The organism is Sutterella sp., from assembly GCF_052272535.1.
Lineage (GTDB): Bacteria > Pseudomonadota > Gammaproteobacteria > Burkholderiales > Burkholderiaceae_F > Sutterella.
Window position 1 is genome coordinate 1 of sequence record NZ_DAVZJY010000215.1, and the last position, 3,884, is coordinate 3,884.

Genomic DNA, 3,884 nt, shown 5'->3' on the forward strand with positions numbered 1-3,884 from the left:
TTCGAGCCCGCGGGCCGGCCGCAGGCCGGGCACCGTTTTGGCACGGGGCCGAGCTCCACGATGAGCTCACCCTCCTCAACGGGCACCATGCGGCGCGTCTGCGCAAAGTCCGCCGTCTTCAGGACGCGCTTCACGACGCCGTCGATCGGCGCGCAGACGGCCTTCTCCTGCTTCATGATCGAGACGTTGAAGAGCTCCTGGCCCTTCTTGACGATGTCGCCGGGCGCCACGTGCACGATCCAGAGGTCCGCGCGCCGGGGGCTTGCGACCTCACCCGGGACGTTCGGGTCGGCGCGCACGACGCCCGACTTCTTCGCCGATCCGCTCCCCAACTTCACGTCGGTCGTGAGGATCTCGCTGTCCAAAACGTAGCGCACGGTTGAGACGCCCTCGTCCGTCATCGGGTCGATCGAAAGAAGCCGCATCTGGTGGGGCTTGCCGTCGGTGCTCGAGAAGTTGAGGGACTGACCGGCCGAAAGGCCCTCGAACCACACGTCGAGCGGGAGGTTGTTCGGGTCGCCGAACTTCCCGCGGAAGTCGATCGTCTTGAGGGCGTCGGCCGGGTGGTTGAGGTACATCACGAGCTCTTCGTCCGTGGCGTCGCGCCCGATCGTGCGTTCGAGTGCGCGCTTCTCCGCTTCGATCGGCGCGGGCAGGAGGGACACGAGGGGCGACGCTTCGACGCGGGAGGCGAGCGCCTCGCGCCACTTCGGCCCGAAGGCGGATTCGTAGACCCAGTCGTCGGGGAATCCGAGCGGCAGGCGCCCGAACTTCCCGAGAAGAAGGTTCCGGAAGGCTTCGTTGCAGTCCTGATAGATCGTGAGCCGCTCGGCCTTCTCGGCTTCGGTGAGGCCGGACTTCTTCACGCCCGCCGAGCGGACGGCGGCGAGCAGCCGCTCCACCGCGGGCATGCCGCCCCGCTTGAAGGCGCCGGTCACGGCGAGGAAGGCCGTGTTCCAGGTGATCTGCGAACCGGGCGTCACGTCGTGGTAGCGCACGATGCGGCGCGTGCACTCGAGGAATTCGAGCATGAAGGGCAGGAGTTGGATATAGCCCTGCTTCACCGCGCCCTCCTGGGAGGACGAGGTGGCGCCGCCCGGCATCTGGTAGCGCGTCACTTCGTAGTCCACGCCCTGGAAGTAGGGCGAGCAGTAGCGGTCGAAGTAGGGCATCAACTGCTTCGCGACGAAGTTCGCCTTCGAGACCGCCTCGCGGTTGACGAGGGGCTTCATGCCGAGCTCGTCCTCGAGGTAGGCGGCGAGCGAAAGGAGGTCGCCCTGGCCGTAGCTGCGCACCGTCGCGCCCAACCCCGCGTCGAGGATTTCGCAGCCGGCCTGCGCGGCCGCGGCGCAGGCGGGCAGGAAGAGCCCGTCCGTGGCGTGGCGGTGGTAGTGGAGGACGAGGTCGGGCCAGCGGGCCTTGAGCGAGCGCACGAGCGCCGTCATGAAGGCGGGCGAGCACACGCCCGCCATGTCCTTGAGGCCGAGGATGATGTTCTTCGACGCTTCGCGTTCGGTGAGGCCCGTGACGCGCGCGGTCATGCGCAGAATCGACTCGGCCGCGTCCATGCAGTACCCGACGTCGAACCACGGGGCGCGCGAGAGCGCGATCGCCGGCTCGAAGATCTTCCCGGGGTGCGAGAGCACGACCTCGGCCAAGGGCTCCATGTTCTCGGCTTCGTTCAGAAAGTCGAAGCACCGCACGACGTCGTAGTGCTCGCAGATCTTCTCGCCCGTGAGCCGCATGAGGTTCTTGGGCTGCGGCGAATAGCCGAGGACGTTCGTGGAACGCACGAGGAGCTGCTTCAGGGTCTTCGGCGCAAAGGCGTTCCATTCGCGCGCCTCGCTCCAGGGGTAGGTCATGTTGGCGAGCATCGCGACGTGGAAGTGCGCGCCGCCGCCGTTTTCAATCGAAAAAAGCCCGACGTTGTCGAGGTAGGGGCCGATCAGCCTGTCCTCGGCGAGGCGCAGCCGGTTGCCGTGGTTCGACTGCGTCATGTCGCGGCAGGTCGTGTCGGTGAAGTGCACGCGGCCCGTGTCGCGGATGAAGGAGAGCACCGACGCGCGTCCGTCCTGCGGATAGGGCGAAGGCGACCGGCGCACCGCTTCGGAGAGCTCCGGGAGCACCGGCGCGAGGCGCCCGAGCTTCGGGGTCGTGCGTGAGCGGTAGGCGCCCAAGGAGACGTACGGGTTGAAGCCCCGCGCGGAGATCTCGGCGACCAACTTCGCCAAGCGCTCGCTCTCGGGCGCGAGGTCCGTGTAGCGCAGGAGCTCCGGGTGGTCCTTCACGAACGTGGTCGTCACCTCGCCCGCCTGGAAGAGCGGATGGCCGATCACGCGGCGCAGAAAGGGAATCGTGGTCTTGGGGCCGCCGATCACGTACTCCTGCAGCGCACGGGTCATGACGCCGAGGGTCTTCTGCCAGTCGCGGGCGTAGGTGATGAGAAGCGCGCCGGCGGAGTCGTAGTTGGGCGGGAAGGCGTAGCCCGCAGAGAGGTTCGAGTCGAGGCGCACGCCCGGGCCGCCCGGCGACACGTAGCGCGTGATGAGCCCGGAATTCGGCGTGAAGCCGTCCTGCGGGTCCTCGAGATTGACGCGGACCTGCAGCGCATGGAAGGCGGGCTTCACGGTCTCTTCGGTGAAGCGCAGAGTCGAGCCGAAGGCGATCGCGATCTGCTCCTCGACGAGGTCCACGCCGTAGCGGCTCTCGGTGATGCCGTGCTCGACCTGCAGGCGCGTGTTCACCTCGATCATGTAGGGCGTGCCCTCGTCGGTGACGAGGAATTCGACCGTCGCGACCGAATGGTAGTTGACGGCGAGGACGAGCTTCTTGGCGTAGCTCTTCAGGCGCGTGCGGAGCTCCGGCGTCATGCCCCGCCAGGGCGAGGGCGTCGTCTCGAGGAGCTTCTGGTTGTTGCGCTGCACCGTGCAGTCGCGTTCGTCGAAGGCGAAGACGTTTCCCCAGTGGTCGGCGATCACCTGGATTTCGATGTGGTGCACCTTCGGGAGGTACTTCTCGACGAAGAGCCGCGGGTTCCCGAAGGAGGCCTGCGCCATCGCGGAGGCCTTCTCAAAGGCGTCCTCGAGTTCGTCTTCGGAGGTGACCAGGAAGATCCCGCGGCCGCCGCCGCCGCCTTCGGCCTTGAGCATGATTGGGAGTCCGATCTCACGGGCGAGGCGCCGCGCTTCGGGCACGTCCACGGATTCGTCGGACCCGGGCACCACGGGAATGCCGAGCGAGCGGGCGACGCGGCGCGCCTCGACCTTGTTGTCGAGAAGGTGCATCGCCTTGGCCGACGACCCGATGAAGGTGATGCCGGCCTCTTCGCAAAGTTCGGGGAAGTGGTCGTCCTCGCTCGCAAAGCCCCAGCCCGGATGGATCGCCACGCAGCCGCGCTCGCGCGCGAGGCGGATGATCTTCGGGAGGTCGAGGTAGGCGCGCGGGTCGGCGCCGAGAAGGAGAAGCTCCTGCGCGGAGGCGGCCGCGGGCTCGGCCTTGTCGATGTCGGTCGCCGTGACGGCGGCCACCGCCTCGAAGCGCTCCCGGATCGAGCGGGCTATTCGGCGTGCCGGAATGCCGCGGTTGGCGACAAGGATCACCTTGCCGCGCAGACTCTCGCGGACCTCTTCAAACGTGCGCTGCTGCATCGTGAATGTTCCTCTTTCAAAGGGTGTGGTTTTTCTTCTGCTAAAGCCCCCCGCCCTGCGGTGCGGCGTCTCCTTCCGAGGGGAGCCGCCGGGGACGGCGGGTGATGATGTTGTGGAGGAGGTCTGGGACGGGGGCTTTTCGCTCTCTCTTTCTCAGGCCGCCTCCGCGGTCCGCGCGCGCAATGCTCCCGCGGATCAGTGAAAACGTTCTGGCGCCCGCCTGAAGGACGAGCTCTC

Annotated in this window: 1 protein-coding gene; it reads right to left on the reverse strand. The window is 67.4% G+C overall.

Annotated elements, in window-relative coordinates; all coding sequences use genetic code 11:
- A partial coding sequence (locus ACT6Y9_RS09310; RefSeq protein ID WP_443744323.1) for a pyruvate carboxylase occupies nucleotides 1-3,647 on the reverse strand: 3,647 nt, incomplete at its 3' end.
- Nucleotides 3,648-3,884 lie beyond the last annotated feature (237 nt).